Source organism: Azoarcus sp. L1K30, assembly GCF_018122735.1.
GTDB lineage: Bacteria > Pseudomonadota > Gammaproteobacteria > Burkholderiales > Rhodocyclaceae > Parazoarcus.
On sequence record NZ_JAGRRD010000001.1, the window covers coordinates 4638994 to 4662959 of the forward strand.

The window sequence follows — 23966 nt, forward strand, 5'->3', positions numbered from 1 at the left end:
TTTAACCTGAATGGCATGAATCGACTGCAGGGTAGAAAACTCGTTCTCGGCGTGACTGGCGGCGTTGCTGCGTACAAGGCCGCCGAACTCGTGCGCCTGCTTGGAAAGGCGGGCGCAGATGTTCACGTGGTGCTGACCGAGGGCGGGGCGCGCTTCGTGACGGCAGTCACCTTCCAGGCCTTGTCGGGCAATCCGGTGTGGACCGATCTGTGGGATCCGCGCATGGACAACAACATGGCTCATATCGATCTTGTCCGTGGCGCCGATGCGGTGCTGATCGCGCCGGCCACGGCCGACTGCCTGGCCCGCCTGGCGCAGGGGCGGGCGGATGACTTGTTGTCCACGCTGTGTCTGGCACGCGACGTTCCACTGCTGGTGGCGCCCGCCATGAACCGCCAGATGTGGGAGCATCCGGCCACCCAGCGCAACGTCGCGTGCCTGGCCGGCGACGGCGTGACCATCGTCGGTCCGGCGGCCGGGGAGCAGGCCTGCGGCGAGACCGGAATGGGACGGATGCTCGAGCCCGAGGAGCTATTCGAAGCGGTCATTGCGTTCTTTGTGCCGAAACGCCTCGCCGGGCGCAAGGTGGTCATGACTGCCGGGCCTACCTACGAGGCGATCGATCCCGTGCGCGCCATCACCAATACCAGTTCGGGCAAGATGGGCTATGCCATCGCTGCGGCCTGTGCGCGTGCCGGCGCCGAAGTCGTGCTGGTGAGCGGACCGGTTGCGCTGCCGGTGCCGGCGGGCGTGAAGCGGGTCGATGTGCGCAGTGCGCTCGATATGCGGGCGGCGGTGTTCGATGCGCTGCCCGGTGCGGATGTCTTCGTCGGGGTCGCGGCTGTGGCGGATTATCGGCCCATGCTCGCAGCCGAGCACAAAATCAAGAAATCCGGCGAACAGATGAGCATCACGCTGACACCCAACCCGGATATTCTGGCCGAGGTGGCAGCCCTGTCGGACGCGCCTTTCTGTGTCGGGTTTGCAGCCGAGAGCCGGGATCTGGACGCCTATGCGGAGGGCAAGCGGGCAAACAAGAAACTGCCCATGCTCGTCGGCAATCTGGTCGCGGACGGTCTGGGGGGGGATGACAACACGGTCGTCCTTTACGACGATGCGGGTCGTCATCCCTTGCCCCGTGCAGCCAAGGCAGATCTGGCCGCGCAGATCGTTGACCACATGGCAGGCCTGCTTCCGCCCGTTGGCGGGCGATAGAACCTTCTTCAAGGAGAAGTCATGCACCGTATCGATGTCAAACTGATCGATTCCCGCCTCAAAGGGCACCCACCGGCATACGCCACCACCGGCGCAGCGGGGTTGGACCTGAGGGCGTGTCTCGATGCGCCCGTTCTGCTTCATCCAGGCGAGACCACACTTGTTCCGAGCGGACTTGCGATCCATCTCGACGACCCCGGCCTCGCGGCCATGGTGTTGCCGCGATCGGGGCTGGGGCACAAGCACGGCATCGTGCTCGGCAATCTGGTGGGCCTCATCGATTCGGACTACCAGGGGCAAATCTTCGTCTCGGTATGGAACCGGGGGCGGGACGTCTTTACCATCCAGCCAATGGAGCGCATTGCGCAACTTGTGGTGGTACCGGTCGTGCAGGTCGGTTTCAATGTCGTGGACGACTTTGTCGCCAGCGAACGGGGCAGCGGCGGGTTCGGCAGTACCGGAAAGCACTGAAGCTGCGATGCACCAGGGAATCCCGACGGGTGTGCACATCCTGTGCGAAGTGGGCGACCGTGTCCTGCTGATGCGGCGAAGCGGCACGGGCTTCTTCGATGGGCTCTACAGCCTACCGGGAGGGCATGTCGAAGCGGGTGAGGCGATCGTTGAGGCCGCTGCGCGCGAATTGATGGAGGAGACCGGCCTGCGCGTCGCCATGTGCGATCTCGAGTTGATTGGCGTGGTGCACCGCAAGTCGGACACTAACCGCATTGATTTTTTCGTCCGCGCACGCACGTGGCTGGGCGAGCCGGCGATCCGCGAACCCGACAAGTGCGATGGACTCGAATGGTTCGGGCGCAGCGCCTTGCCCGATGCGCTGGTGCCCTATGTCCGTGCAGCGCTGGACCAGCCCCGGATTCCCTGGATCATGGAAAATGGGTGGGCCATTGCCGTCTCGGAGGGTGATCTCTCAGTAAATTAGCGGATTCTGATAATCTCTCGCGTTCGGGCGGCAGTGGCAGGGAGGGGGCGGAATGAAGCGCTACATGATGAGGATGTTTGCGGCACTGATGGCTGTAGGCATTCATGGCACGGCCATCGCGGCCGACTACCCGCAGGTCGATCTGGCGCGCGCCGAGGAGATCAGCACCGGGCGGTGCTTTCTGTGCCACGGCGTCGACGGCGAGAGTACGACTGCGCTCTATCCACGGCTTGCGGGCCAGCATTATCAGTACATCGCCAAGCAGCTGGGCGATTTCAAGTCCGGCCGCAGGCAGAGCGACACCATGGTCAATATGGCAGCGGATCTGAGCGCGGAAGACATGCTTGCGCTCGGTGTGTATTTCGAACAGAAACCCGCGCGCGCGCAGCCCGTCGAAGATGCCGGACTCGCGGCAATCGGCGCGTTCATCTTCAGTCGCGGCAACGAGTATTCGGGCGTCGCCGCCTGCGCGTCCTGTCATGGTGACAAGGGGCTGGGCACGTCGGCACTGCCGCGTCTGGCGGGGCAGGTGCCACAATACATCGAGCGCCAGCTGCGCTCTTTCAACACGCGCGCGCGAACCAACGACAATGCGATCATGCATTCGATCGCGTCGAAACTGACGGAGCTCGAAATCAAGGGCGTTGCGCTCTACATCAGCTCGCTGAACTGAATTCGGTCGCGCAGGCGTGCTGACTTCAAGCACAAACGGCGCCCACCAGGGCGCCGTTTGCAATGGTGCGTCGCACGGACGGTGATGCTGCCTCAGGCCAGCATGTCGGCCCAGATGTTCTGCGCCCAGGCGTGCGCGAACTTGCCCTCGATCTCGTTTGCCGCGGGCGAAACGCCGCCTGCGGCCGCGACCGGCATCGGCTGTTTCTTGATTGCATCGTACTGATGTACCGATGCGACATGCATGGCGTTCTTTCCGTCGACGAAGCTGTAACAGGTGTTCATGACCACCGGCGAGGCATTCGGCGCCTCGCCTGCAAGCAGGTTGATGATCGCGGCTGCAACCACCTTGCCTTGCTGGTTGGCCATATGCCCGGACTTGGGCATTGTTGGTGCGGGAAACAATGCATCGCCGATGACATGAACGCCCGGTACCCCCTTGGCCTCGTAGGTGATCCAATCGACATCGACCCACCGGTCGTTGATCAATGGCAGGCCGGATCGGGCGGCGATATCGCCCGCACGCATCGGCGGAATCACGTTGAGCACGTCTGCCTTGACCTTGTCGAAGTCGAGCTCTGCTGTGCGCGTCTTCGCGTCGACGCTGCGCAGTTCGTTGTTGGGGCGATATTCGATCAGGCCCTTGTAGCTTTCGAAGGCCTTGGTGAACAACGCCTTCTTTGACTGGATCTCGCCGTTGGCGTCGAGCACCAGTACCTTGGACTTCGGCTTGGCCTGTCGCAGGTAGTTGGCGACCAGACACGCGCGCTCGTAAGGCCCTGGCGGGCAGCGATAGGGTGCTTTCGGAATATGTATTGCGAATATTCCGCCATCTTTCATGGATTCCAGTTGGGTGCGCAGGATCACCGTTTGCGGACCAGCCTTCCAGGCGTGCGGAACGAGCGCCTCGTTCCCGCTGAGTCCGCCGACGCTGTCCGTCATGAAGTCGATGCCGGGTGACAATACGACGTGGTCATATGTAATCGTTCCGTTGTTTGTGGTTGTCAGGGTGCGCTTCGCGGTGTCGAGGGCGCGTACTTCGTCGGTGATGACGGTGACGCCCCATCTCGATTTCAGGTTGTCATAACTCATCGTGATGTCGGCCATGGTCTTGAGGCCGCCGATCACCAGATTCGATACCGGACAGGACACGAAGGCCGTATTGCGCTCGATCAGCGTCACCCGGATCTGCCCCTCACTCCACATGCGCAGGTACTTGGCCACCGTTGCGCCGCCGTAACCGCCGCCTACGACGACGACATGACCACCCGAGCCCTTTCCCATGCCGGCACAGCCCGCGATGCCGAAAACGGAACTGCCTGCCGCGGCAATGCCTGCGGTCTTGAGGAAATCACGTCTGTTCTGCATTTGTCTCTCCCCTGTCTATTTTTGCGCGGCAAAGTACGTCGTGATCAGATCGAGTTGCTCGTCGGTGTAGCCTCTTGCGATCTGGTGCATGACCGATGCTGGCTTTTCTCCCGAGCGGTAATCGGCCAGCTTCTGCAGCAGTTTCTGCTTGGGCTCCCCCGCCAGACTTTCAATGCCGCCCAGGCTCTTGCCGTTGGTTCCATGGCAGTTGGCGCAGGTTGCCGCAAGGTTGCGAGCAAGGTTTGGGTCTGTTGCATGGACAAGTCCGGTCGTGCCCATCAGACACAGGGTGATCAATGCAGTCTTGGCAAGGTTCACGGCTTTCTCCTCTCGTTTTTTTCATTGACGCAAACACGAACAGCCTGAACAGCAAGGGGTTTCCGGTGTGCGGATCGCACGCTGGATGCATGCTAAGGGCTCAGTATATCCCACCGGGGTTTGCTGTAAAGCACCGATTATTAAAGGAAATGTCTGCTGCGGAGACAGACCGGAAATGGCGCGCTGCACAAATATTAGTAGTTGACCATATGCGTGTATGGTCATAAAGTAATTCCATCAAGGCATAAAGCCGGGGGCGTGATGAACGAGCTCAACAAAGTCTTCGAGAGTGTTGCCGAGTACTTCGGAATGCTCGCGGAGCCTTCCAGGCTCAAGATTCTGCATTGCCTGTGCAACGGTGAATTGCCGGTCAATGAGGTGATGGAGAAGGCGGGGCTGGCGCAGGCGAATGCCTCGCGGCATCTGAACCTGCTGTACCGGGCCGGCGTGGTAGATCGCCGACGTGACGGCGCGCAGGTGCTGTACCGCATCGTGGATCCGAACTTTGCTGACCTCTGTCGCACCGTGTGCGTGAGCATTGCGTCACGCAGCGATGTCGGCACTCCGCGCCGGGAAGGCTTGTTGAAGCTCGAGCAGGAACTGGGCTCAGGGCACGACTGAGGGGCGGACGCAATGAATCTTGAATGGGTCGAATCTGTGGGGGAGCGCACGTATGGATAAAAATGAGTTCAGGCTTGGTCGTGTCAGACCTGCGCCCGAGAATTTCCTGACCGACGAGGACATTCAGGCGGTGCAGGCGGGGCGGCGCGACTTTCTGCGCAAGGCCTTGCTCGGCGCCAGTGCGGCAATGCTGGCGCCGGCGGCGGCGCGCGCTGCCAGCGATGGCGACCCGGCCATCCTGAATCTGCCGCCATGGTCGACGAGTCTCGGCATGCCGGTGGCCAGCCATCCATATGGCTTGCCCTCCAAGTATGAGCGCGGCCTGGTGCGGCGCGAGAGTCCGGGCCTGACCCGGGTTGGCGGATCCTCGGTGGCCTTTACGCCATTGCAGGGGCTGTTCGGCATCATCACGCCCTCGGGGTTGCATTTCGAGCGCCACCATCAGGGCTGGCATGACGTCGACCCGTCGGCGCATCGGCTGATGATCAATGGGCTGGTGAAGACCAATTCCGTATTCACCATGGATGACATCATGCGCCTGCCGTCGGTGTCGCGTGTCCATTTCATTGAATGCGGTGCCAATACCGGTATGGAGTGGGGCAACGTTGCCGTGCCCACGGTGCAATACAGTCACGGCATGCTGTCGTGCTCCGAGTTCACCGGTGTGCCGCTCAAGGCCATCCTCGACATGTGCGGCGCCGATTACAGGAAGGGGCGTTTCATTCTCGCAGAGGGCGCCGACGGTTCATCGATGACGCGAACGATCCCAATGGAGCTGGTGGAGTCGGGGGAGGTGCTGGTCGCCTACGGCATGAATGGCGAGATGCTGCGCCCGGAGAACGGCTATCCGTTGCGTCTGGTCGTGCCCGGCGTGCAGGGCGTGAGCTGGGTGAAATGGCTGCGTCGGATCGAGGTCGGTGACAAGCCTTGGGCCACCAAGGACGAAGCGGTACATTACATGGACCTGCTGCCCGACGGTCAGCATCGGCAATACACCTCCGTGCAGGAGTGCAAATCGGTCATCACCACTCCGTCGGGTGGGCAGATCCTGCTCGACAAGGGGTTCTACAACATCTCGGGCATGGCCTGGTCCGGACGCGGCAAGGTCAGTCGTGTCGACGTGTCGACCGACGGCGGCATCAACTGGCGTCCGGCACGCCTGGAAACGCCGGTGTTGTCGAAGGCGGTGACGCGATTCAACATCGACTGGGTGTGGGACGGCAAGCCGGCGATCCTGCAGTCGCGAGCGGCAGATGAAACCGGGTTCGTGCAGCCTGGGTACGGGCAACTGCGCGCCGCACGCGGAACAAAGTCGATCTATCACAACAATGCCATCCAGTCGTGGAAGGTGGTCGAATCCGGGGAGGTGAGCAATGTCCAGGTTCTCTAAGACGCTGAACGCGCTTGCCTTGGCCGGCGCGATGGCGGCTGTGGTGGCGCCCGCCGTCGCTCTCGACCGTTATCAAGGGGTTGGCAGGGCCGCCACGGCGGCGGAGGTCAAGGCGTGGGATATCGACGTGCGCCCGGATTTCACGGGCTTGCCGAAGGGCAGGGGCACGGTGGACCAGGGCATAGAGGTGTGGGAGAAAAACTGCGCCAGCTGTCACGGCGCCTTCGGCGAGTCGAACGAAGTCTTCACGCCGCTCGTCGGTGGCACGACGGTCGACGACATCAAGACCGGTCACGTAAAGGCGTTGATCACCGGCTCCTTTCCGCAACGAACGACGCTGATGAAGGTGGCGACGGTATCGACCCTGTTCGACTATATTCAGCGTGCCATGCCGTGGACTGCACCGAAGTCGCTCAAGCCCGACGAGGTCTATGCAGTCGTTGCCTATCTGCTGAATCTGGCCGAGGTCGTGCCCGCCGATTTCGAGTTGAGCGATCAGAACATTGCCGAAGTACAGGCGCGCATGCCCAACCGCAACGGCATGACGACGGATCATGGCATGTGGCCGGGGGCATCTGCGGCCGCCGGCGGTATCGGCAATGGGGGCAAGCCCGATACACGGAACCTTGCGTGCATGAAGGACTGCAAGAAGGACGTCGAAGTGGTGTCTTTCCTGCCGGCCTACGCTCAGGATGCGCACGGCAATCTGGCGGAGCAGAACCGCCCGGTGGGTCAGACCCGCGGCAAGCACACTGGTGACCCGTCCCAGGACGCCGCTGCGGCCACGCCTTCTGTTGCTGCCGCCGCACTGGCGCTGGCGAACGAAAAGGGGTGCATGGCCTGCCATGGCGTCGCGAACAAGATTGTCGGGCCGGCCTATAGCGATGTTGCGGCAAAATACAAGGGGCAGGCCGATGCCGGTACGCGCTTGATGGCGAAGATCAAGGCGGGGGGGCAAGGTGCCTGGGGGGCGGTGCCCATGCCGCCGCAAGGCCACGTGAAGGACGAGGAACTGAAGCAGCTCGTTCAGTGGATTCTGGATGGCGCGAAAGCGCAGTGATAATTCAACGAGGAGAGACGGGATGAACATTCAACGCAGGGATACCCTGAAGGCGGGCGGCGGTCTCGGCATGCTGGGTCTGCTGGTGGCCGCAGGCCTGATCCGGCCCGAACTGGCCGAGGCAGCCTGGAACAAGGGAGCATTCGATGCCAAGAGCCTCGATGCCGCAATGGCCGCAATGGGGGCGGGCAAGCCGGCAGAGAGTGCCGACGTCCAGATCGCCGCGCCGGATATCGCAGAAAATGGCGCCGTCGTACCGGTCGGTGTCGTCAGCAATCTGCCCAAGACCGAGCAGATCTCGATCATGATCGAGAAGAACCCGAACATGTTGGCCGCCACGTTCGACATTCCCGAGGGCACCATCGCCGACGTGCAGACGCGGGTCAAGATGGGGCAGACCTCGGACATCTATGCGGTGGTCAAGGCCGACGGCAAGTTCTACATGAGCAAGAAAGAAGTCAAGGTTACCCTCGGCGGCTGCGGCGGCTGAGTCACGGACTGGAACAAAGGAGAATTCTCAATGGCAAATCCAATGCGTATTCGCGCGTCCGCCAAGGATGGTGTGACGGAAGTTCGCGTGCTGATGTCTCATGTCATGGAAACCGGGCAGCGCAAGGACGCCTCCGGCGCACTCATCCCGGCGCATTTCATTACCGAACTGACCGCGAAGCACAACGACAAGGTCGTGCTCTCTGCCCAGTTCGGTCCCTCGGTGTCGACCAACCCCTACCTTGCTTTCAAGTTCAAGGGTGGCGCCAAGGGCGACAAGGTGACCGTGGGGTGGACGGACAATAAGGGCGAAAGCCGCGCCGACGAGGTTCAGATTTCCTGAACTTTTCTTGCAGCCCGCCTGCATCGTTGGCCGGGCGCGGTGGTTTCCGGGGTACACCGCCGTTGAACAAGAATACGAACGCCCCATCCTCGGAGGAGAGAGAGACGATGAGGAATGCACTCAAACCGATCGCAATTGTGGCAGCGCTCGTGATGTCGCACGGGACCGCAGTTGCGCAGTCCACTGCCGACGACATTGCCAAGTATCGCGAGATGATCGCCGATGGCAACCCGTCGGAGCTTTTCGAGATGGAAGGCGAAGAGCTGTGGAAGACGCCACGCGGGCCGATGAAAGCAACGCTTGAAAAATGCGACCTGGGTATGGGGCCGGGCGTGGTGAAGGGCGCGTCAGCCCGAATGCCGCGCTTCTTCAAGGATACCGGCAGGGTACAGGATCTGGAGTCGCGCCTGCTGACCTGCATGCAGACCTTGCAGGGCATCGACCCCAAGCTCGTCATCGACGGCAAGTTCAACAGCGGCGAGCGCAAGACTATGGCCGCCCTGGTGGCCTACGTGGTCACACATTCCAAGGGCGACAAGGTCCGGGTTGATATGACGAACCCGCAGATGAAGGAACTCTATGCTCTGGGCGAGCGTGCCTTCTACTATCGCACCGGGCCGATGGACTTTTCCTGCGCCACCTGTCATGGCGAGGATGGCAAGCGGATCCGTCTGCAGGACCTGCCCAATCTCACCAAGCATGAGGGGGCCGCGGCAGGCTGGGGCAGCTGGCCAGCCTACCGGGTGTCGAACAGTCAGTTCTGGACCATGCAGCACCGCCTGAACGACTGTTTCCGCCAGCAGCGGACCGCAGAACCCATCTATGCATCCGATGTCACCATCGCGCTGTCGGTCTACATGGCGGCAAAAGCGAATGGCGGCGAGGTGATGACCCCTGGACTGAAGCGCTGAGGAGACACGAGCCATGAATAGAATACTGATTGCGCCCCTGGCCCTTGCCGTCGCAGTGCTGTCGATACCTGCCCATGCAACCAGCCCGGAAGAACTCGACATCCGTGCGCGGCAGATGATGAAGGATTCCTTCAAGGACCACGGCATCGCCAAGACCTACCGCATGCTGCAGCTCGATTTCCAGCAGGCCTGCTCGCAGGCCAAACCGCCCTCGGCCGACGTCATGAAGCAGATCGAGGCCGAACAGATGAAAACCATCAAGTGGCCTGCCGACGGCAAGTATTTTGGTGACTGGAAGGAGGGCGAGAAGATCGCCATCAGCGGGCGAGGCCTGACCTGGACCGACAAGGCTGGCGCCGAGAATGGCGGCGGCTGCTACAACTGCCACCAGCTTTCGCATCACGAGATCTCCTACGGCACGATCGGCCCCAGCCTGCTCGAGTACGGCAAGGTGCGCGGCAATTCGGATGAGATCGTCAAATACACCTGGGGCAAGCTGTGGAATGCCAAGGCGTATAACGCCTGCAGCAACATGCCTCGCAATGGTGATGCGGGCATCCTGACCGAAGATCAGATCAGGCATCTGATGGCCTATCTGTTCGATCCGGCTTCCCCGGTCAACAAGCGCTGAAACGTTCTCCCGTCCGGCCCGGTCCGTGACACGGCCGGGCCATTTTTTCGCCCGCATTGCCGTTGCCCGCCCATTTTGCATGACGAAAGGATTCAGACCATGAGCATGAATCGCCGCGAGTTTCTCCAGGTTCTGGCTGTTGCCGCTGCCGGTGGAATGACACTGCACAGCGATATTGCGAGCGCAGAGAAGGCCGCAGACAAACTCTACGATGTGCCGAAGTTCGGCAATGTCAGCCTGTTGCACATGACCGATTGTCATGCGCAGTTGCTGCCGATCTATTTCCGCGAACCGAACGTCAACCTCGGGGTCGGTGACATGCTCGGCAAGGCACCCCATGTCGTTGGCGAGACGTTTCTCAAGACCTTCGGCATCAAGCCCGGTGGTGCGGAGGCGCACGCCTTCACCTATCTCAATTTCGTCGAGGCTGCCAGGCATTACGGCAAGGTGGGCGGATTTGCGCACCTGTCCACGCTGGTCAAGAAAATGAAGGCGAGTCGCCCGGGTGCGCTGCTGCTTGATGGCGGCGACACGTGGCAGGGCTCGGGTACTGCACTGTGGACCAATGCTCAGGACATGGTCGACGCATGCAAGCTGCTGGGCGTGGATGTGATGACGCTGCACTGGGAATCGACCTACGGCGCCGAGCGGGTGAAGGAGATCGAAGAGAAGGACTTTGCCGGCAAGATCGATATCGTGGCGCAGAACGTACGGACCACCGACTTCGAGGATCCGGTGTTCAAGCCCTACGTGATCAAGAATATCAACGGCGTTCCAGTGGCGATCGTCGGTCAGGCCTTCCCCTACACGCCAATTGCAAACCCGCGCTGGATGACGCCGAACTGGAGTTTCGGCATCCAGGAGCAGGGCATGCAGGAGGCCGTCAATGCCGCGCGCGCGGAAGGCGCCCAAGTCGTCGTCGTGCTTTCGCACAACGGCATGGATGTCGATCTCAAGCTCGCCAGCAGGGTGACCGGTATCGATGCCATTTTCGGCGGACACACGCACGATGGCATGCCCGCGCCCACCGTGGTCAGCAATCCCGGCGGCAGGACGCTGGTGACCAATGCCGGATCGAATGGCAAGTTCCTCGGCGTCATGGACTTCGATGTGCGTGGCGGCAAGGTGGTGGATTTCCGCTACAAGCTGTTGCCCGTATTCGCCAACATGCTTGCCGCCGACAAGGAAATGGCTGCTTTCATCGACAAGGTACGCGCCCCCTTCATCGAAAAACTGTCGGAGAAGCTCGCGGTCACCGAGGGTATGCTGTATCGGCGCGGCAACTTCAACGGCTCCTGGGATCAGTTGCTGGTCGATGCGTTGATCGCGGAGAAGGGGGCCGAGATCGCGTTCTCGCCAGGCTTCCGTTGGGGGACCTCGCTGCTGCCCGGCGACACCATCACCATGGAGCATCTGCTCGATCAGACGGCCATCACCTATCCGTGGACCACGGTGACGGAAATGAGCGGCGAGATGATCAAGACCGTGCTCGAAGACGTGGCCGACAACCTGTTCAACCCCGATCCCTATTATCAGCAGGGCGGCGACATGGTGCGGGTCGGCGGACTTCAGTACAGCTGCGACCCGAACGCCGGCATGGGCAAGCGCATCGACAACATGATGCTCGCGGGCAAGCGCATCGAGCCCGGCAAGACCTACAAGGTCGCCGGCTGGGCGCCGGTGTCCGAGGCCGCTAAAGATGCCGGTCCGGCGGTATGGGATGTGGTGGCCAACTACCTTCGCGGACAGAAGGTGATTTCGCAACGTCCGCTCAATCTGCCCACGCTCAAGGGCATGGGGGGCAATCCGGGCGTGGCTGTCTGACGCCGCGGGAGGCCTCGATCATTCACTGCCTGCCGGGGTAGAGATTGCACAAGCGCAGCGCCTGCGGGTAGGGGAAAAAATCCTCCACGTGGCCGCTGCGGATGCTGTCCTGCGCCTTGCGCCAGAATTCAGGGGCGAGCAGCTCGCGGTGGTATTTGAGGAAGGCCCTGCGCACACGCGGCGCCCCGAGCAGAAAGGTGGCGAACTCTTCCGGAAAGACGTCCATCGGTGCCGCAGAGTACCAGGGCTCGGCCGCCATCTCCATCTCTTCGTAGGGGGCCGGGGGGATGTGGCGGAAATTCATGTCGGTCATGTACTCGATTTCGTCGTAATCATAGAACACGACCCGCCCGTAACGGGTCACGCCGAAATTCTTCCACAGCATGTCGCCGGGAAAGATATTGGCGATGGCCAGTTCGCGAATGGCGTTGCCGTACTCGCGCACCGCCTCTTCCACGTCCTCGTCGTTTGCCTGTTCGAGATGAATGTTGAGTGGCGTCATCCTGCGCTCGATGTACAGGTGCTTGATCACGATCGACTCGCCGTCGATCTCGAACGAGGAGGGGGCGAGCCGGGCAAGCTCGTCGAGCAGCTCGGGATGAAAGCGCGACCGCGGCAGCGCGCCGTAGGAGAACTCCAGCGTGTCCGCCATGCGCCCGACCCGGTCGACGTGCTTGACCATCAGGTACTTGCGCTTGACGGTGGCGCGATCCATGTTCTTCGACGCGCCGAACACATCCTTGATGATCTTGAACACATAGGGGTAGGACGGCAGCGTGAAGACCAGCATCACCATGCCGCGAATGCCGGGGGCAATGATGAAGCGGTCGTTGGAGTGACGCAGGTGGGCAAGGAGGTCGCGAAAGAAGATGGTCTTGCCCTGCTTGCCCAGCCCGAGCATGGTGTACAACTCGCTGCGTGGCTTGTGCGGCAGGATTGAACGCAGGAACTGCACGTATCCCGAGGGCACCTCCATATCGACCAGAAAATAGGCGCGAGACAGCGAGAACAGTACCGAGATGCGCCACGGGTCGAGGATCAGCGTGTCGATGTAGAGCTTGCCGGCGCTGTTGTGGCGTATGGCCAGTGTGAATGGGTCGTCCTGGTAGCCGTTGACGACCTTGCCGATGATATAGGCGGTCTTGTTGCGATAGAAGGCGGCGTACAGCACCTGGATCTGGCAGTTCACTTCCATCTCGGGCCACTTGCCCAGATGTGAATGCGCTGCGCGCAGGACGAGGCCGACATCGCGGTCGAGGTCGTCGAAGGGCCGTTGCCAGTCGAAGTCCTCGACGATGCGTTTCAGGGTGGCGCGCAGTCCGCCGTCCTGCGGGTAATAGCTCGAATAGACCGGCGGATACGATTCGATGTACTCGGTCGAGGTGGCCGGACGGGCGAAGATGTAATCGTTGTTGAAATAGGTCCGATGCAGGATCTTGCAGCACACCGAATTGAAGAAGGTCTCGGCAAGCTCCGGCTGCTTGTGCCGGATCAGCATGCCGATGAAGTGGAGCTTGACCTGCTGCCAGGTCGCGTCGTCGAGCGAGTCGGCGTCGAACTCCTCGTGAAGTCGGCGAACGGTTTCGTCGACGCGGTCGTCGTAGAACTGCACGCGCTCGCGAACGGCATCGAGTTGCGCCTGCCATTGTCCGGACTCGAACATGTCCTTGGCCCGGCGCGACGTCTCGCGAAAGATCCGGTAATGCTTGTTGAAGCCTTCGATCAGGGTCTGCGCGATGGCTTGCGCAACCGGGTTCTCGCTGCCCGAAGAATCCATTTCAGAACCCTCATGAGGTGAGGTCGTGCTCGCCGGCTCGGGGCCGGAAACTGCTGCCGATTCTAGCATTCAGTGTCGCCGCGGGCCGCGTCGCCGATTCTTCCGAACCTCGCCGAGTTCGTCCATAATCAATTGACCGGTGGCTCAGCGGCCGGCATTTCCGCCTGGACCGCCCGTCCGGGTTGCCGCCGCCAACGGTGGTCGCAGCCCCGCAATTCCAACCACAGCACAGTGAGGGAAGAGCAATGAGCGAATCCAGGATCACGGTACCCGCAGACGGCCAGAAGATCGTTCCGGGTCAGGCCATTCCCGACAATCCGATCATTCCCTTCATCGAAGGCGATGGTATCGGCGTGGACATCACGCCGGTGATGATCAAGGTCATCGACGCGGCGGTCGCCAAGGCCTACGGGGGCAAGAAGAAAATCCACTGGATGGAAGTCTTTGCCGGCGAGAAATCCACCCGCATCTACGGTCCGGACGAATGGTTGCCGCAGGAGACACTGGGCGCATTGAAGGCGTATTCAGTATCGATCAAGGGGCCGATGACGACGCCGGTCGGCGGCGGTATCCGCTCGCTGAACGTGGCGCTGAGGCAGGAGCTCGATCTCTATCAGTGCGTGCGTCCGGTCCGCTATTTCAAGGGCGTGCCGTCGCCGCTGAAGGATCCGAGCAAGGTCGACATGGTGATCTTTCGCGAAAACACCGAGGACATCTATGCCGGTATCGAGTGGCCTGCGGAGTCCGAAGGAGCGAAAAAGGTCATCAAGTTCCTGACCGAGGAGATGGGGGTCACCAAGATCCGCTTCCCCGATACCTCCGGGATCGGCATCAAACCGGTCTCCAGGGAGGGCACCAACCGCCTGGTGCGCGCAGCGATCCGGTATGCGATCGACAATGACCGCCGCAACGTCACCATCGTGCATAAGGGCAACATCATGAAGTACACCGAAGGTGGCTTCCGCGACTGGGCGTACGCACTGGCAAAGGCCGAGTTCGGTGCGGTGCCGATCGACGGCGGGCCGTGGTGCAGCTTCAAGCATCCGAATACGGGTCGTGAGATCGTCGTCAAGGACGCGATCGCCGATGCCTTCCTGCAGCAGATCCTGTTGCGTCCGGGCGAGTATGACGTGATTGCCTGCTGCAATCTTAACGGCGACTACATCTCCGACGCGCTGGCGGCCGAGGTGGGCGGGATCGGCATTGCGCCAGGTGCAAACATTTCCGACCAGTATGCGTGCTTCGAGGCGACACATGGCACTGCGCCGAAGTACGCGGGACTCGACAAGGTGAATCCCGGGTCGCTGATCCTGTCGGCCGAAATGATGCTGCGCCATCTGGGGTGGACCGATGCGGCCGATCTCGTGATCCATGCAATGGAGGCGGCGATCGGCGACAAGGTGGTGACCTACGACTTTGCACGGCTGATGGAAGGCGCTTCCGAGGTGAGTTGCTCGGCTTTTGGCGACGCGATGATTGAGCGTATGTAGTTGCGGCGGCCGGTGGGTCATCCGCGATGGCCGGTGTGACGTGCGGGCCCGTCATCCGCGGAGGATGTCGGGGCCGCGGCGCGTCGGACGGTGGCTAGTGCTCGCCGCGAACGATCAGCACCGAGATATTGACCTTGCGCACGAGGTTCTCCGCGACGCTGCCAAGTAGCAGGCGCCGGAAGCCGCGGCGTCCATGCGAGCCCACAATCAGCAGGTCCGCACCGGACTTCTCCACCGCACTGGCGATCTGGTCCGCCGCGTGCAGATCTTCGGCGGCCATGAATCGTTCGCGTGGTTCGACACCTGCCGCACGTGCCTTCTCAACCGCCTCCTTGAGCGTATTGCGTCCGCCGTCGAGGAGGGCGTCCTGCATCTTGCCGTGATCGATCAGCGTCACCCCGTGGTTGGAAAAGGACTGCAGCATCGATTCGTCCACAGCGTGCGCGATCTCGAGCACTGCATTGTGCAGTCGCGCGAGTGAAATGGCTTCGTCCAGCGCCCTGCCGGAAGTGTGGCTGTCATCGACTGCCACCAGAATATGTTTGTACATCATGGCTCCTGTGCCCACAAAACTGAACGAAGCCTAGCACTGGCGCGCGGGGCCGTGCATCGGCGTTTTCCTGTAAGGGGCCTGCTTGGCGCGGGAACGCGCACCCGTTCAGAAAACCGTCAGGTATCCGCTTGTCTTCAGGGGCTGATTTTCGCGGGGTTGGCATGCTTTCTCTTGTAAACCTGACAAACAAGTTTCCGTTTGTAAGCCAGAAGTAAGATCCGCGTTCCTATAATCCACCTGCAGTTTTGTCGGCTGGCCGGTTTTCGGCCGGTGCGGTCGCAAAGCAGGCAACATTCATCGGAGGAGACATTATGGAAAACAACAGTGCAGCCTATTGGAAGGCGACGCTGGGGCTGTTGACCAAGATCCTGATCATCTGGTTCTTGGTCTCGTTCGGCGCCGGCATTCTCTTCGCGCCGATGCTCAACAGCATTCATCTGGGTGGTTACCCGCTTGGATTCTGGTTTGCGCAGCAGGGTTCGATTTATGTGTTCGTCGTGCTGATCTTCTACTACGCGAAGAAGATGGGTGAGCTCGACGAGCGTTTTGACGTTCACGAAGACTGAGAGGCGAGCACATGGATCTTCAGACAATTACCTATGTGGTGGTCGGCGCGAGTTTTGCGCTGTACATCGGTATCGCCATCTGGGCGCGTGCCGGTAGCACCAGCGAGTTCTATGTCGCGGGCGGCGGGGTTCACCCGATCGCAAACGGCATGGCGACGGGCGCCGACTGGATGTCGGCAGCCTCCTTCATCTCCATGGCGGGTCTTATCTCCAACATGGGCTATGGTGGCGGCCTGTTCCTGATGGGCTGGACCGGTGGCTACGTGCTGCTGGCGATGCTGCTGGCACCGTACCTGCGCAAGTTCGGCAAATTCACCGTACCGCAGTTCATCGGCGACCGCTTCTATTCGAAGTCGGCCAGCACGGTGGCGGTAATCTGCCTGCTGACCGCTTCCATCACCTACGTCATCGGCCAGATGACCGGTGTGGGCGTGGCCTTCTCGCGCTTCCTCGGCGTCACCAACGATACCGGTATCTACATTGGTATGGGCATCGTGTTCATGTACGCCGTGTTCGGCGGCATGAAGGGCATCACCTACACCCAGGTGGCCCAGTACGTCGTGCTGATCCTGGCCTACACGGTTCCGGCGCTGTTCATCTCGCTGCAGCTGACCGGCCATGTCCTGCCCCAGCTTGGTCTGGGTGGCACGCTGGTCGGTACGGATGTGTCGCTGCTGACGCGTCTCGACCAGGTGGTGACGGATCTGGGCTTCGGCAAGTACACCACCTCTGTTCCGGGCAGCACCCTGAACATGTTCGTGTACACCGTGTCGCTGATGATCGGTACGGCAGGTCTGCCGCACGTCATCGTGCGCTTCTTCACCGTGCCGAAGGTCAAGGACGCGCGTTCGTCTGCCGGTTGGGCGCTGGTCTTCATTGCCCTGCTGTACACGACGGCACCGGGTGTTGCGGCCATGGCCAAATACAACCTGATCTCGACGGTGAACTCTGCCGTTGCAACCGACGGTGACCTGTACGCAGCCGATGCCAGCCTGGAAGCCGACAAGCGTCCGGCCTGGATGAAGCGCTGGGAGCAAACCGGTCTGCTGAAGTTCGAGGACAAGAACGGTGACGGTCGCATCCAGTACTACAACGACAAGACCACCAATGCAGAAGCCAAGGCCAAGGCCGAAGCGGCTGGCTGGAAGGGCAACGAGCTGACGGTCAATCCCGACATCATCGTGCTCGCCAACCCGGAAATCGCACTGCTTCCCAACTGGGTGATCGCGCTGATTGCCGCAGGTGGTCTGGCCGCTGCGCTGTCCACGGCTGCGGGTCTGCTGATGGCGATCTCCTCGGCGGTGTCGCATGACCTGGTGAAGAACGTGATTGCGCCGGATATCTCGGACAAGAACGAGCTGCTGGTCGGCAAGGTCGCCATGGCTTTCGCGATCGTGCTCGCAGGCTATCTTGGTCTGAACCCCCCGGGCTTCGCTGCCGGTACCGTGGCCCTGGCCTTCGGTATTGCTGCCAGTTCGCTGTTCCCCGCCATCATGATGGGCATCTTCTCCAAGAAGATGAACAAGGAAGGCGCCATTGCCGGCATGCTGTCGGGTCTGTTCATCACCCTGCTGTACGTGTTTGCGCACAAGGGTCTGTTCTTCATCAAGGGCACCGAGTTCACCGGTCTGATCGGCGGTCCGAACTCCTTCTTCGGCATCACGCCGGAAGCCTTCGGCGCCATCGGCGCACTGGTGAACTTCGCGGTTGCCTTCCTGGTCGATAAAGTGACCAAGGAGCCGCCCGAGCACATTCAGGCACTGGTCGAAAGCGTTCGTATCCCGCGTGGTTCGAAGGCGGTCGACGGCGCGCACTAAGCAGGCTTGCAGTAACGCTGCACCGCGTGGGGCCTTCCGGGACACGCGGTGCAGGTGGAACCCCGCCGGATTCGATGGCGGGGTTTTTTGTTTTGTGGCACCTTGCAGGCAGACTTGCCTGCTGAAGGCTAACAGGAGTGCCCGATGGCGTTTGACGTAAGTGTTGCGATGACCTGGATTCTGTTCCTGGCGCTGTTTCCGATGGCTTTCTTCTGGCTGCGGCGCACGTGGCGAATCCTGGCGATGCATGATTTTTCCGAGGTTGCGCTCAAGCGCGGCGAGTCACCCCCGAACCCGGAGAAATTTGCGCCCTATGCGGCTGCGATCAACCTCATCGCTGGCGGCGTTGTGGTCTTCGTCATTGGTTGGGTCGTGCTCTACATTGTTTTCGGTGTCGGTGGCGATGTGCCGAGTTACGAGACCTGGAGCGCGATTGCGGGCAGCACGATCTGGTGCAAGTTCTTTGCCGATTTCGTCCTCAGCCGCCACGCTCATCCAATGGTGATCAAGAAGCGTGACAAGCCCCAGTCTGCGGCGGAGAAGCCCGGGCAATAAGCTGCGCGCGGATGACGTCTGCGGGCAGGCGGTTACAGTGCCGGCTGCCGCGATGTGGCTCACAACGGTCAGGTGCGTCGCTCGGATACACCGTAACGCCGGTCCAGACGATTCATGATGCGAACGTATGCGGCGATGATCAGCAGGTAGGCAATCAACGCGCCTTGTGCGAAAAAATAGAACCCGAGCGGAAAACCCAGAAAGCTCAGCTCATTAAGTTCGATGGCGTAATAGCCGGCGACGAAGGTGCCTGAAAACCAGACCAGCAACAGCGTGCCCGTTAACAGCAGGTTGCGGCGCCAGTAGGCGCGGTGGCGCGCGGTCAGCTCCATGGCTGCAATGTCTGCAATGCGTGCCTCGCGGCGGAATGCGGGTCGGGCAATGACGCCGCCCGGGCGCCAGCGGCCGGCGGCATTCGGTGGTGGCGCATCACACGCGCGGATGTATTCATTGGGCAGTGCGCTCCCGGCGCAGCTGTGCCTGCGTTTCTGCTGCGACCACTTCGTAGCCGCCGGCACTGATGACGAATTCGCTCTCGCCGGCACAGATCGCCTTCAGCCGCGCCTCGAATCCATCCATGTTCGCCATCGGCAGGCGTGCCGAGATCAGCGTCCAGCCGCTGGCCGGGCTGTCGGTCGCGGTCAGATGTCCGCGCCGGCCGGCAAGTTCGGCGCTGACTTCACCGAAACGATCGTCGGCGACCTTCACCGTAATCTCCAGCATCGGTTCGAGAATCTGCGGCCTCGCCGCCAGCACGGCTTCGATCAGTGCATGCCGGGCCGCAGTGGAAAACGACACTTCGTTCGAATCCACCGCGTGGTGCTTGCCGTCGGTGACGACGACCTTCAGGTCGTGAATCGGAAAGCCGGCAAGCGCCCCGTCATCCAGGGCCTGGCGAACGCCTTTTTCAACCGCGGGCATGAAGTGCGTCGGAATCGCGCCGCCCTTGACTTCGTCTGCCAGCTGCAGGCCCCCGCCGCGTGCCAGCGGTTCCACCCGCAACGCGACTTCGCCGAACTGACCCGAGCCACCACTCTGCTTCTTGTGCCGATAGCGCGCTTCGGCGGTCGCCGAAATGGTTTCGCGATAGGGAATCGCCGGCGGTGCGGTGTCGAGTTCGAGATTCCAGCGGTTGGCGAGCTGATCGAGCACGATCTTGAGGTGTTGTTCGCCCAGCCCGCGCACCACCGTGTGGTGACCACGCGCGTCGTAGCTCACCTCGAGGCAGGGGTCTTCGTCCGTCAGGCGCGCCAGCGCCTCGGCCAGCTTGTGCTCATCGGCGGGTTTGCGCGCGATCAGGGCGAGGCCGAGCACGGGCTGCGGGTAGGACGGCGTGGCAAGGTGAAACTCGTCTTCGTCGTGGGAGTCGTGCAGTACGGCATCGCGATGGATCTCATCCACACGTGAGATGGCGCACAGGTCGCCCGGCACCGCACGTGGGGTCTCGACCATGTTCCGGCCCTGCAGGCGCAGCAGGTGAGCAACCTTGAACGGCTTGCGCGCGTCACCGATGTAGAGGGCGCTGCCAGGGACGATCTGTCCCTGATGAACGCGGAACATGGCGATCTTGCCGCGGTAGGGGTCGTTACTGACCTGGAACACATGCGCCAGGGCGTGAAGGCTGGTATCGGGGACGGTGGTCACCGCCACGGCGTTGGCGCCGGCGCCCTTGAAGAACTGTGGCGGATTGCCTTCGGTCGGGTCGGGCATCAGGCGGCCGAGAATGTCGAGCAATTCGGGAATGCCTGCACCGGTGCGGGCGGAGACGAAGCACACCGGGACCAGGTGGCCCTCACGCAGCGCCTGCTCGAACGGTGCATGCAGCTGTTCGGGATCGAGCGCTTCGCCCTGCTCGAGGTAGCGTGCCATCAGCGCCTCGTCGAGTTCGATGACCTGGTCGACGATGGCATCATGGGCCGCAGCCGGGCTCGAGAACGCGGTGGCGCGCGCAGTGTCGGGCGTGAAGAAGCAGTCGACAACGGCGTTTCCGTCGGCCGCGGGCAGGTTGATCGGCAGGCACTCGTTGCCGAATTCCCCGGTGATGGCCTGCGCCAGTGCGACAAAGTCCGCACTGGCGCTGTCGATCGCATTGACGATGATGATGCGGCATTTTCCCGCGCTGGCAGCCATCATGCGGCGTGTGCCGCTTTCGATGCCGGTGGCGGCATGAATGACGATCGCAGCCGTTTCCACCGCCGGCAAGGTGGCCAGTGCGCGTCCGGCCAGATCGGGCAGGCCCGGGGTGTCGAGCAGGTTGATCCAGTGTCCCGCCCATTCGAGGTGCGTCAGGCTCGCGTTGAGCGAGTGCCCCATGGCCTTTTCCTGCGGGTCGTGGTCGGACACCGTGTCGCCTTTCGCCACGCTGCCGCAACTGGTAATGGCGCCAGATGCGGCGAGCAGCGCCTCCACCAGGGTGGTCTTGCCGCAGCCGGCGTGGCCGAGCAGGCTGAGATTGCGGATATCGTGAACCGACTCTGGCGTCATGACGCATTCCTCCGGAGAACGAATGGCTCAAGTTTCCGCCAGTGGCGAACGCTTGGCAATGCGCTGGATCAAGCCCGAGGTCGCCACAGTCCCACATACGGCATTCTTCGCGATCAACGGTGTCGCGCGGGAACCAAAGCGGAAATTGAATGTAGATATGTGCAAGCATGTGCGCCATGCAACTGAACCTGTCCGGGATGTCCATCGATGAACGTCAGATTCGAACCTGATTCAGTTGGGGAGGCTGTTGATTGGCATGCCTGTCCTGGCGCTGACGCCGTCGCCAGGCTGGACGCGAACCGGGGCCGGGGCCTGAGCGCCGCCGAACTCGAACACCGCCGTACCCGCTACGGGCCCAACGCATTGCCTTCACCGCACCGTCGTGGGCCGATGCTGCGTTTTCTGCTGCAGTTTCACAATGTGCTGATCTACGTGCTGCTTGCGGCTGGCGTCGTGACTACCCTGCTGGGACACGCGGTCGACGCTGGCGTGATCTTCGGCGTGGTGTTGATCAATGCCGTCATCGGCGTCATTCAGGAGGGCAAGGCGGAGCGGGCGCTGGACGCGATCCGCGACATGCTCTCGCCGCAGGCGCAGGTGCTGCGCGACGGACACCGGCAGGACGTGATGGCGGACACGCTGGTACCGGGTGACATCGTCTTTCTGGTGTCGGGCGACAAGGTGCCGGCCGACCTGCGCCTGCTCGAGGTGCGCAGTCTGCGCATCGACGAGGCGGCCTTGACCGGCGAATCGCTCGCGGTCGAGAAGCACATCACGGCGGTGAATGCGAATGCGGTGCTCGGCGATCGCAGCTGCATGGCCTATTCGGGCACCCTGGTGGTCCATGGTCAGGCGGTCGGTGTGGTCGTGGCGACGGCGACGCGGACCGAGATTGGCCGCATCAGTGCGATGCTCGATGAGGTGCAGACACTCAGTACCCCCTTGCTGCGTCAGCTGGCCGGATTCGGCCGTGTGCTGACGTGGGCCATTCTGGGCATCGCGCTCGCGGCCTATGTTTTCGGGGTCGTGGTGCGGGGCTATGCGTCGGGCGAGATGTTCCTTGCTGCGGTCGGGCTCGCGGTTGCTGCGATCCCCGAAGGACTGCCGGCCATCATGAACATCACGCTGGCGATCGGGGTGCAGGCCATGGCGAGACGCAATGCCATCATCCGCCGCCTGCCGGCAGTCGAGGCGCTGGGCTCGGTGACGGTGATCTGTACCGACAAGACCGGTACCCTGACGCGAAACGAGATGACGGTGCAGGAGGTTCTGCTCGGGGACGGAATGCTTGCGGTGTCTGGGGTGGGGTACGCGCCTCACGGCGGCTTCAGCCGCGATGGGCGCGAACTCGATGTGCTCGAGTACCCGCTGTTGCAACGTGTCGGCCGCGCGGCGTTGTTATGTAACGATGCCGCACTGGCGCTCGACGATGACGCGCGATGGCGTCTGACGGGCGACCCGACTGAGGGGGCCCTGCTGACGCTGGCTGCCAAGGCCGGCCTCGATGCCGCCTTCGAGCGCGAGGCCTTGCCACGGGTGGACGTGATCCCGTTCGAGTCCGAACACCGCTTCATGGCGACCCTGCACCACGATCATCGCGGCGGCGGGCTGATCCTGCTCAAGGGCGCGCCTGAACGTGTGCTGTCCTTGTGTGCGACACAGCGCGAAGGCGCGCATGAGCGCGCGCTCGATCCCGGGTACTGGCATCGTGGCGCCGAACGTGCCGCGGCGCAGGGCATGCGCCTGCTGGCGATTGCCGAGCGCTACGATGCCGAGCGCCGTCATGCGCTCGACTTCGACGATGTCGAACCCGGCGGTTTTACCTTGCTGGCCATTCTCGGTCTGAGCGATCCGCCGCGCGAGGAGGCCGTGCAGGCCGTTGCGCAGTGTCGCTCGGCGGGCATCCGGGTGAAGATGATCACCGGTGATCATGCGGTCACGGCGCGTGCAATCGGTCGGCAGCTCGGACTGGCTGCGGTCGAGCATGTCATCACCGGGGTCGAAATCGAGCAACTCGACGACGCGCAGCTTGCCCGCGTGGTTGGCGGCGTGGACATCTTTGCCCGCGCCAGCCCGGCGCACAAGCTGCGTCTGGTGAAGGCGCTGCAGGCACAACACGAGGTAGTGTCGATGACGGGCGACGGCATCAACGATGCGCCCGCGCTCAAGCGCGCCGATGTGGGGGTGGCGATGGGGCGCAAGGGGACAGAGGCGGCCAAGGAGGCGGCCGAGATGGTGCTGGCCGATGACAACTTCGCCTCGGTGGCCGCTGCGGTGGAGGAGGGGCGGCGGGTGTATGACAATCTGAAGAAGGCCATCGTCTTCATCCTGCCCACCAATATCGGTCAGGGGGCGATGGTCCTGGCGGCGGTGCTGCTCGGACTGACGATGCCGATCACGCCGGCGCAGATCCTGTGGGTGAACATGATTACTGCCGTCACGCTATCGCTTGCCCTGGCGTTCGAGGCCCCCGAGCGCGACATCATGTTGCGGCCGCCGCGCAGTCCTTCAGAGCCCTTGCTGACCCGCTTCCTGGTATGGCGTATCGTGTTCGTGGGGGCCTTGCTGGTCGCTGGCGGGATGGGCCTGTTCCTGTGGGAGCTCGCACGCGGCGCCGGGCTGGCGGCCGCGCGGACGGTGACCGTGAACGCGATCCTGATCGGCGAAGTGTTCTATCTCTTCAATGTGCGCAGCATTTCCGGCTCCATCCTCAACCGGGAGGGGATGCTTGGCAATCGCTACGTGCTTTATGCCATCGCCTTGCTGTTGCTTTGCCAGTCGCTGTTTACCTACCTTCCGGCGATGCAGCTCCTGTTCGGCACCGAAGCGCTGGGGCCGGATGAATGGATGCGGATCCTGGTCTTTGGCGTGATCGTGTTGCTGGTCGTCGAGGCGGAGAAAGTGCTGTTGCGGGGACGCTGACGCCGACCGCGCCGGAGACGGCT

General features: G+C 62.2%; 23 protein-coding genes. 17 read left to right on the forward strand and 6 right to left on the reverse strand.

Going from position 1 to position 23966, the window contains the following annotated elements; all coding sequences use genetic code 11:
- Window positions 1-15 precede the first annotated feature (15 nt).
- From coaBC to J5J83_RS21370, 4 genes are read left to right on the forward strand one after another with little or no spacing between them, the layout of a single operon-like run.
- Entirely contained in the window at window positions 16-1215 is a 1200-nt protein-coding gene (gene coaBC / locus J5J83_RS21355) for a bifunctional phosphopantothenoylcysteine decarboxylase/phosphopantothenate--cysteine ligase CoaBC (protein WP_212352093.1), read from the forward strand.
- A gap of 21 nt (window positions 1216-1236) precedes the next feature.
- Complete coding sequence (gene dut / locus J5J83_RS21360) at window positions 1237-1686, forward strand: dUTP diphosphatase (RefSeq protein ID WP_212352095.1); 450 nt, start codon at window positions 1237-1239, stop codon at window positions 1684-1686.
- Window positions 1687-1693: 7 nt separating this feature from the next.
- Window positions 1694-2152, forward strand: a complete 459-nt coding sequence (locus J5J83_RS21365; protein ID WP_212352097.1) for an NUDIX domain-containing protein — start codon at window positions 1694-1696, stop codon at window positions 2150-2152.
- A 52-nt stretch (window positions 2153-2204) separates the two neighbouring features.
- Window positions 2205-2825, forward strand: coding sequence for a c-type cytochrome (locus J5J83_RS21370; protein WP_349251933.1), 621 nt, complete (start codon window positions 2205-2207; stop codon window positions 2823-2825).
- Between the two features lie 92 nt (window positions 2826-2917).
- Here the strand turns inward: J5J83_RS21370 and J5J83_RS21375 are convergent, their stop codons facing one another.
- Together J5J83_RS21375 and J5J83_RS21380 are read right to left on the reverse strand one after the other, a co-directional pair.
- Window positions 2918-4192, reverse strand: coding sequence for an NAD(P)/FAD-dependent oxidoreductase (locus J5J83_RS21375; protein WP_212352099.1), 1275 nt, complete (start codon window positions 4190-4192; stop codon window positions 2918-2920).
- Between the two features lie 15 nt (window positions 4193-4207).
- Entirely contained in the window at window positions 4208-4510 is a 303-nt protein-coding gene (locus J5J83_RS21380; RefSeq protein ID WP_212352101.1) for a c-type cytochrome, read from the reverse strand.
- A 261-nt stretch (window positions 4511-4771) separates the two neighbouring features.
- Between J5J83_RS21380 and J5J83_RS21385 the strand changes: the two genes are divergently transcribed.
- The 8 genes from J5J83_RS21385 to soxB all read left to right on the forward strand — a co-directional run bounded on the left by J5J83_RS21385 (window position 4772) and on the right by soxB (window position 11779).
- Window positions 4772-5131 (forward strand): metalloregulator ArsR/SmtB family transcription factor, encoded by a 360-nt coding sequence (locus J5J83_RS21385; RefSeq protein ID WP_212352103.1) that lies wholly within the window; start codon window positions 4772-4774, stop codon window positions 5129-5131.
- A gap of 52 nt (window positions 5132-5183) precedes the next feature.
- Entirely contained in the window at window positions 5184-6521 is a 1338-nt protein-coding gene (gene soxC, locus J5J83_RS21390) for a sulfite dehydrogenase (RefSeq protein WP_212352105.1), read from the forward strand.
- Window positions 6505-7581 (forward strand): c-type cytochrome, encoded by a 1077-nt coding sequence (locus tag J5J83_RS21395; RefSeq protein WP_212352107.1) that lies wholly within the window; start codon window positions 6505-6507, stop codon window positions 7579-7581. The genes soxC and J5J83_RS21395 overlap by 17 nt, the downstream gene beginning before the upstream one ends.
- A gap of 22 nt (window positions 7582-7603) precedes the next feature.
- Window positions 7604-8071, forward strand: a complete 468-nt coding sequence (gene soxY, locus J5J83_RS21400) for a thiosulfate oxidation carrier protein SoxY (RefSeq protein WP_212352109.1) — start codon at window positions 7604-7606, stop codon at window positions 8069-8071.
- A 30-nt stretch (window positions 8072-8101) separates the two neighbouring features.
- Window positions 8102-8413 carry a thiosulfate oxidation carrier complex protein SoxZ gene (soxZ, locus tag J5J83_RS21405; protein ID WP_212352111.1) on the forward strand — a complete coding sequence of 104 codons (312 nt, stop codon included), beginning with the start codon at window positions 8102-8104 and terminating at the stop codon, window positions 8411-8413.
- Window positions 8414-8520: 107 nt separating this feature from the next.
- Complete coding sequence (gene soxA, locus J5J83_RS21410) at window positions 8521-9324, forward strand: sulfur oxidation c-type cytochrome SoxA (protein ID WP_212352113.1); 804 nt, start codon at window positions 8521-8523, stop codon at window positions 9322-9324.
- 13 nt (window positions 9325-9337) lie between these two features.
- Window positions 9338-9955 carry a sulfur oxidation c-type cytochrome SoxX gene (gene soxX / locus J5J83_RS21415; protein WP_212352116.1) on the forward strand — a complete coding sequence of 206 codons (618 nt, stop codon included), beginning with the start codon at window positions 9338-9340 and terminating at the stop codon, window positions 9953-9955.
- A 99-nt stretch (window positions 9956-10054) separates the two neighbouring features.
- Entirely contained in the window at window positions 10055-11779 is a 1725-nt protein-coding gene (gene soxB / locus J5J83_RS21420; protein WP_212352118.1) for a thiosulfohydrolase SoxB, read from the forward strand.
- A 22-nt stretch (window positions 11780-11801) separates the two neighbouring features.
- Here the strand turns inward: soxB and aceK are convergent, their stop codons facing one another.
- Window positions 11802-13556, reverse strand: coding sequence for a bifunctional isocitrate dehydrogenase kinase/phosphatase (aceK, locus tag J5J83_RS21425; RefSeq protein WP_212352120.1), 1755 nt, complete (start codon window positions 13554-13556; stop codon window positions 11802-11804).
- A 245-nt stretch (window positions 13557-13801) separates the two neighbouring features.
- Here aceK and icd point away from each other — a divergent pair, with 245 nt between their 5' ends.
- Window positions 13802-15046: an NADP-dependent isocitrate dehydrogenase gene (gene icd / locus J5J83_RS21430; protein WP_212352121.1), complete on the forward strand. Its 1245-nt coding sequence runs from the start codon at window positions 13802-13804 to the stop codon at window positions 15044-15046.
- Window positions 15047-15140: 94 nt separating this feature from the next.
- Here the strand turns inward: icd and J5J83_RS21435 are convergent, their stop codons facing one another.
- The gene (locus tag J5J83_RS21435) at window positions 15141-15599 is read right to left on the reverse strand and encodes a universal stress protein (RefSeq protein ID WP_249115809.1); all 459 of its coding nucleotides are present in this window, start codon (window positions 15597-15599) and stop codon (window positions 15141-15143) included.
- 311 nt (window positions 15600-15910) lie between these two features.
- On the opposite strand from J5J83_RS21435, the gene J5J83_RS21440 reads away from it, so the two are divergent.
- The 3 genes from J5J83_RS21440 to J5J83_RS21450 all read left to right on the forward strand — a co-directional run bounded on the left by J5J83_RS21440 (window position 15911) and on the right by J5J83_RS21450 (window position 18537).
- The gene (locus J5J83_RS21440) at window positions 15911-16165 is read left to right on the forward strand and encodes a DUF4212 domain-containing protein (RefSeq protein ID WP_212352122.1); all 255 of its coding nucleotides are present in this window, start codon (window positions 15911-15913) and stop codon (window positions 16163-16165) included.
- An 11-nt stretch (window positions 16166-16176) separates the two neighbouring features.
- Window positions 16177-17982 (forward strand): sodium:solute symporter family protein, encoded by a 1806-nt coding sequence (locus tag J5J83_RS21445; protein WP_212352123.1) that lies wholly within the window; start codon window positions 16177-16179, stop codon window positions 17980-17982.
- 144 nt (window positions 17983-18126) lie between these two features.
- A complete protein-coding gene (locus tag J5J83_RS21450) occupies window positions 18127-18537 on the forward strand; it encodes a hypothetical protein (RefSeq protein WP_212352124.1) in 411 nt (136 codons plus the stop codon).
- A gap of 68 nt (window positions 18538-18605) precedes the next feature.
- On the opposite strand, the gene J5J83_RS21455 is transcribed toward J5J83_RS21450, so the two are convergent.
- Together J5J83_RS21455 and fusA are read right to left on the reverse strand one after the other, a co-directional pair.
- Window positions 18606-18869: a DUF4212 domain-containing protein gene (locus J5J83_RS21455; protein ID WP_212352127.1), complete on the reverse strand. Its 264-nt coding sequence runs from the start codon at window positions 18867-18869 to the stop codon at window positions 18606-18608.
- A gap of 115 nt (window positions 18870-18984) precedes the next feature.
- Window positions 18985-21021, reverse strand: coding sequence for an elongation factor G (gene fusA / locus J5J83_RS21460; protein ID WP_212352129.1), 2037 nt, complete (start codon window positions 21019-21021; stop codon window positions 18985-18987).
- A gap of 207 nt (window positions 21022-21228) precedes the next feature.
- On the opposite strand from fusA, the gene J5J83_RS21465 reads away from it, so the two are divergent.
- The gene (locus J5J83_RS21465) at window positions 21229-23943 is read left to right on the forward strand and encodes a cation-transporting P-type ATPase (protein ID WP_212352130.1); all 2715 of its coding nucleotides are present in this window, start codon (window positions 21229-21231) and stop codon (window positions 23941-23943) included.
- The last annotated feature ends 23 nt before the right edge of the window (window positions 23944-23966 follow it).